The 4828-nt window shown below is 61.1% G+C and carries 5 protein-coding genes; 3 read left to right on the top strand and 2 right to left on the bottom strand.

All coding sequences use genetic code 11. The features are described from left to right. On the bottom strand, positions 1-244 hold a 244-nt coding region (locus tag HP499_RS20850; protein ID WP_172326035.1), incomplete at its 3' end, for a PTS glucose/sucrose transporter subunit IIB. Between the two features lie 283 nt (positions 245-527). Here HP499_RS20850 and HP499_RS20845 point away from each other — a divergent pair. Continuing rightward, entirely contained in the window at positions 528-1667 is a 1140-nt protein-coding gene (locus tag HP499_RS20845; protein WP_172326034.1) for a glycerate kinase, read from the top strand. A gap of 120 nt (positions 1668-1787) precedes the next feature. Further along, positions 1788-2066 carry an HPr family phosphocarrier protein gene (locus tag HP499_RS20840; protein WP_172326033.1) on the top strand — a complete coding sequence of 93 codons (279 nt, stop codon included), beginning with the start codon at positions 1788-1790 and terminating at the stop codon, positions 2064-2066. 57 nt (positions 2067-2123) lie between these two features. Here HP499_RS20840 and HP499_RS20835 read toward each other — a convergent pair whose 3' ends face one another. After that, entirely contained in the window at positions 2124-3329 is a 1206-nt protein-coding gene (locus tag HP499_RS20835; protein WP_172326032.1) for an ROK family transcriptional regulator, read from the bottom strand. An 828-nt stretch (positions 3330-4157) separates the two neighbouring features. On the opposite strand from HP499_RS20835, the gene HP499_RS20830 reads away from it, so the two are divergent. Further along, positions 4158-4828: LysR family transcriptional regulator (locus tag HP499_RS20830; RefSeq protein ID WP_172326031.1), on the top strand; the 671-nt coding region annotated here is incomplete at its 3' end.

The following is a 4828-nucleotide window of genomic DNA, read 5'->3' as shown; positions in this document are numbered from 1 at the left end:
AGTCCCTGGTCATTTCGACGTACAGATGGTTGACGGCTCCGCCAACGATGACCTGGTAGCGGTGTTCATCCTGCCGCACTACTCCCATCACCTCGGGAATGGCGTCCACGGCTTCATCGCTGACCAGGGACTGGTCGCGAAGGTCAAAACGCAGACGAGTTGCGCAGTGGGTGAGGCTGTTGATGTTCTCAATGCCGCCCACCTGTTCGATGATGCGTGATCCCACGGATCCTTTTGTGGACATGGTCCTAGGCTCCTTGCTGGGATCCGCGCGTCGTCGCGCGGCGTGTTGGGCTGGGGGTGGTCATCAAGTTTTCTCCTTTGAAATCAATGTTCGTTCGGCGAATGAACTAACTGATGAACTCGTGTCCATGGTGGTCGATTGCCGGAAGGGCTCGAGGCGTGAGCGGTGGATTTGGATGTGCTGGGGTGTTTGTTCGCGTCTCGAATTAATACAAGAGTAGGGCTGGGCGAGTCCAGTGTCAATGATTGTTCGCGAGACGAATTAATGGTACGTTCTCCATTCTATGAAAGAACTCACACCACCTCTGCGTGTCCTGATCGCGCCAGATTCGTTCAAAGGAACCCTTAGCGCCCGGCAGGCCGCCGCTGCCATTGCAGAAGGCTGGGCATCCCTACGGCCGGGTGACGAACTGGAACTGGTTCCGCTGGCTGATGGGGGAGAAGGGACCCTCGAGGCCATCTCGGCAGCAACTCCCAAGGCTGTCGTCTATGAACTGGATGGCATCACTGGGCCGGACGGTAAGCCACGCTGCGCCCAATGGCTGCTCCTCCCCGGAAACATTGCCGTCGTGGAATTGGCGCAGATCGCGGGGCTGCCGTATATGGATGAACTTGCACCGCTGACGGCCACCACCCGCGGCGTTGGCGAGGTGATCCGGTCCGCCGTCGAGGATGGCGCCCAGGAGGTCTGGCTCGCGCTCGGCGGCAGCGCCTCAACCGACGGCGGTTTGGGAGCCCTCCGGGCGTTGGGCGCCGTAGCGCTGGATTCAAACGGCAACGCGGTTCCAGACGGAGGTGCAGGTTTGGCCATGGTCACTTCTATCGACCTCGCTGGTCTACTCCCCATTCCCGGCGGCGTGACGCTGCTCTCGGATGTCACCGCCCCGTTGACAGGTCAGGACGGTGCGGCAGCGATCTTCGGGCCGCAGAAGGGCGCCACTGCACAGCAGGTTGAGATGCTCGATCAAGCATTGAAATCCCTCGCTTCCATGCTCGGCTTCAACCCGGATTCTCCGGGCTCAGGGGCAGCCGGCGGAACCGGGTATGGATTCATGGCCGCGTATGGCGCCCGCATCGAGTCAGGAGCGGACCGCATCGCCGAACTCGTCCAACTCGACCACCGCATCCGGAAGGCACATCTGGTCATCACGGGCGAGGGCTCCTTCGATGGTCAAAGCCGAACCGGCAAACTCGTAGGAAACGTCCTTCAACGGGCGCTGGACGCCGGCGTCGAATCTGCCGTCATAGCTGGCCGCATCAGGGCAGATGCGGGGACCTGGGCCTTGGGCCTTGACCAGCTCGCCGGCGACTCCCAGTCCGCAATGAATGAACCTTCCATCTGGGCTGCGGCCGCCGGGAAGCGAGCCGCTGAAACGCTCGGTTTTCGTGAGTCACCGGGGCCAACTCCGGCGTCACTGGCCTGATCCCTTCACCGGCCTGATCACCTATCAGCTGCCTTCCTTTGTCATGGAAAACCGCGACTCGCCCTTCAACGGGCGCCCACGTCCAATCAGGACATTCCACTCAAAATCAAGGAGCAAACCATGCCCGAAAGAACCGCCGTTGTCGCCAGCCGCTCTGGCCTGCATGCCCGCCCGGCTGCAATTTTCGCCGATGCGGCAGCACAACTTGATGTGGAGGTGACCATCGCGCTGAGCGGAGCCCCGGAGGACGAAGCCATGGATGCAGCAAGCATTCTGTCCTTAATGACTCTCGGCGCGGCCAACGGCGACACTGTTGTTCTGCGCGCCGAGGGGCACGGTGCCGATGAGGCGTTGGCTTCGTTGGTTGCGCTCCTGGAAACCGATCTGGACGCCCAGTGAGCACCTGCTGAAACGGCCTCCGATGCCACGTGCAGTGGGGCGCTTGACCGCGGTGGACTAGGCGGTTTGGCCGCCGGTTGACGTTGATGTCCGGAGCGGGGTGAATGCTTGCTCCGGACGCAGCGCGGGAAGCGAGAAAAACTCACTCATGGGGAGCGCGGCGGCTCCCATGGCAATGGCGTCGGCGCCGAATGCGGACACGGCGAACGTGGTGCGGCTCGTGTCAGCTGCAGTGCCTTCGACGACGGCGGCCATAGCCTCGGCGTCACTGAGGATAGCTGAAGACCGGCCACCGAAAACAACCAGCTGCGGGGACAGCATCCACATGAGCGTAGAGGTAAACCAGAGAAGGTATTGTTGCCACTCCGCTGCCGCGCTGACGGCGGAATCCCGCCCTTCCCGCAGATCCTGCAGAAATCCCTCGAAGTCAGGCGCCGTTCCGCCGAGGTCGCGGTACTTTTCCCTCAGGCCGGAGATTCCGATAACGTCCTCGACGCTCGACCATTGAGACATTGGTGATCCGTCGCTGCGGGGGACGCGGATGTGGCCGGCTTCTCCAACTTGACCGAGGCTGCCGCGGTAGATACGTCTTTCCAGCACAAGGCCCGTGCCGATCCCCGTGTCCAGAAGGATGTAGAGCAGGTCGCTGCTGTCGCGTCCGATGCCAAACTGTGCCTCGCTGATGGCTGCCGCGTTGGCGTCGTTGTCAATGAGAACCGGAAGGCCGGTTTCGCGGGCAATAGTGTCACCGAAGCTGACGTGCCCCCACCCCAGGATCGGAGCCCGTTCGATCTTTCCCTCAACCACAGTGCCCGGAACGGTGATGCCGATGCCCTGCAGCCTGGATCGCGCGGCAGCGTGCTCGGACAGGATGGACTCGAGCAGCTCAAGCAGTTTGCGTTCGGCGGCATCCGGGTCGCTTCTGTCAGTGGCGGCCGACGCGCGTCCAACTTCGGAACCGCTAAGGTCGACGAGTATCGCGGTGGAGATGTCGTTACCCAGATCGAGTCCGGCGAAATATGCCCCGGCGGGACACAGCTCCAGCTGTACGCGCGGGCGCCCGGCGGATTTCTGGGATTGGGTGTCCTCATCGACTTCCCGCACCAGGCCGTCATCCATCAGGGCGCCAGTGATGACGGTAATCGTGGAGCGCTGAAGTCCCAGGAGTTCGGAAAGCCCTACCCGTGAGCGCGGTCCGTGTTTCCGGAGGGCGTCAAGCACCCGGGCCTGATTGATATGACGGAGCGTTGAGCTGGAAGCCAAGAGCTGTCTCCTTTCGGGGCTTCGTCTAGGCTAATCGTATTTGTTTGTTCGCGAGTCAAATTAATACTAGGCCACCTTTGCACTTCCGGCGCGGACGCTGTGAACGAGCGTTAGACTCCGGGCGCGTCCGGGGTCTCGGCTGGCTATGGCCGCCCTGCCTCCGCTGGATCGCTTGCGGGGAGGAAGTCAGTTGCCCTGACAATAAGCGCTTCAAGTGCGTTCATGATCTCCGCGTCGCCATATGGGGGCGTCTCCATGGCGACGGCTGTCCTTATGCCTGCATGGGCAAGATAGTATTTTCCCCCGGAGTATGTGGCCGTGACTTCCCGACTGCTGGCCTTTCGGATCCTCATCATCTCGTCGCGCTCCCGGTGTTCTAATCGGTTTCCGGGCCGGTGCAGAAGATGCATCCGTCTTCGCAGTCTGCATCCGATGGTGCCTTACTCAAGATCGGGGTCGTCCGGGGGTGTGGTGCCGTGGCGTTAAGTGCGTACCAGGATTCGCTACTTCCGCCGCCGGGGGGCATTACGGATCCTTCGGATATGTAGCGTACCCGGCCGGACCTGGTGCCCTGCCACCAGCCGCTCGAAGGGCAGTGATGGCCTATGTCGGCGGCACGGGCCGCAATCGCATGTGATTCCTTGTCCGCATATGCGAGCGTGGACGTTCCAGACATGGCTATCTCATCCCTTGATCCATAGGTAAATGCTTTGTTATATAATTATCTAAGCACGTTGACCTTTGGATAACAACGGTTTGCCAAGTCTCTTTACATAGGCACTTCCTATGTTTTCTGCGATAATTCCTTTGTTGAAAACAGGGGAGTGGATGAACGTGACGATTCTTCAGGTGAACTACTTTTTGGCGGCCACAGCCGGTGGCTCCTTGACGCAGGCCGCGGATGACCTGGGTATAGCCCAGCCGACGGTTTCGGAGCAGATCCGCAAGCTCGAACAGACCCTCGGAGTCGCTTTATTCACCCGCGCGAAGCAAGGACTAACCCTGACTGAAGCGGGCCAGCAATTCCTGCCCCATGCCCGCAGGGTTGCCCAAGAGTACGAGAACGCGATGGCCTCTGTCTCGGGAATCAGGGACCGGGTTGAAGGTACCGTCTCCTTCGGGATGTTCAATAGCGGGCAGTATGTCCTCTCGGGGCTTGTCCCTGCGTTTCGGACCTTGTATCCGAAGATCCACGTGCGTGTTATCGGGGCAAACTCTGCCCAGGTTGCTGACATGGTACGGTCCAGCAGGCTCGAAGCGGGCGTGGTGGCGCTGCCCATCGAGGCCAGGGGCCTGACCATCGGCGACGCGCTCTGGTCCTGCGAAGCCGCGTATTTTCATGCCGACCCAGACGTCACGGCCACACCTGTATCCGTAGAAAACCTCACGCAGCGCCCTTTGGTTCTAGCTGAATCCGGGTGGTCGCAGTTGGACCCCACCAGGCGTCAGCTCAACGACCGCGCCCAGAAGCACGGACTGTCCCTCACTCCCGACATCGA

This window comes from Paenarthrobacter sp. CM16 (genome assembly GCF_013179505.1).
Classification (GTDB): domain Bacteria; phylum Actinomycetota; class Actinomycetes; order Actinomycetales; family Micrococcaceae; genus Arthrobacter.
The sequence above is the reverse complement of the archived record's forward strand: the minus strand, read 5'-3'. Positions and strand labels throughout refer to the sequence as shown.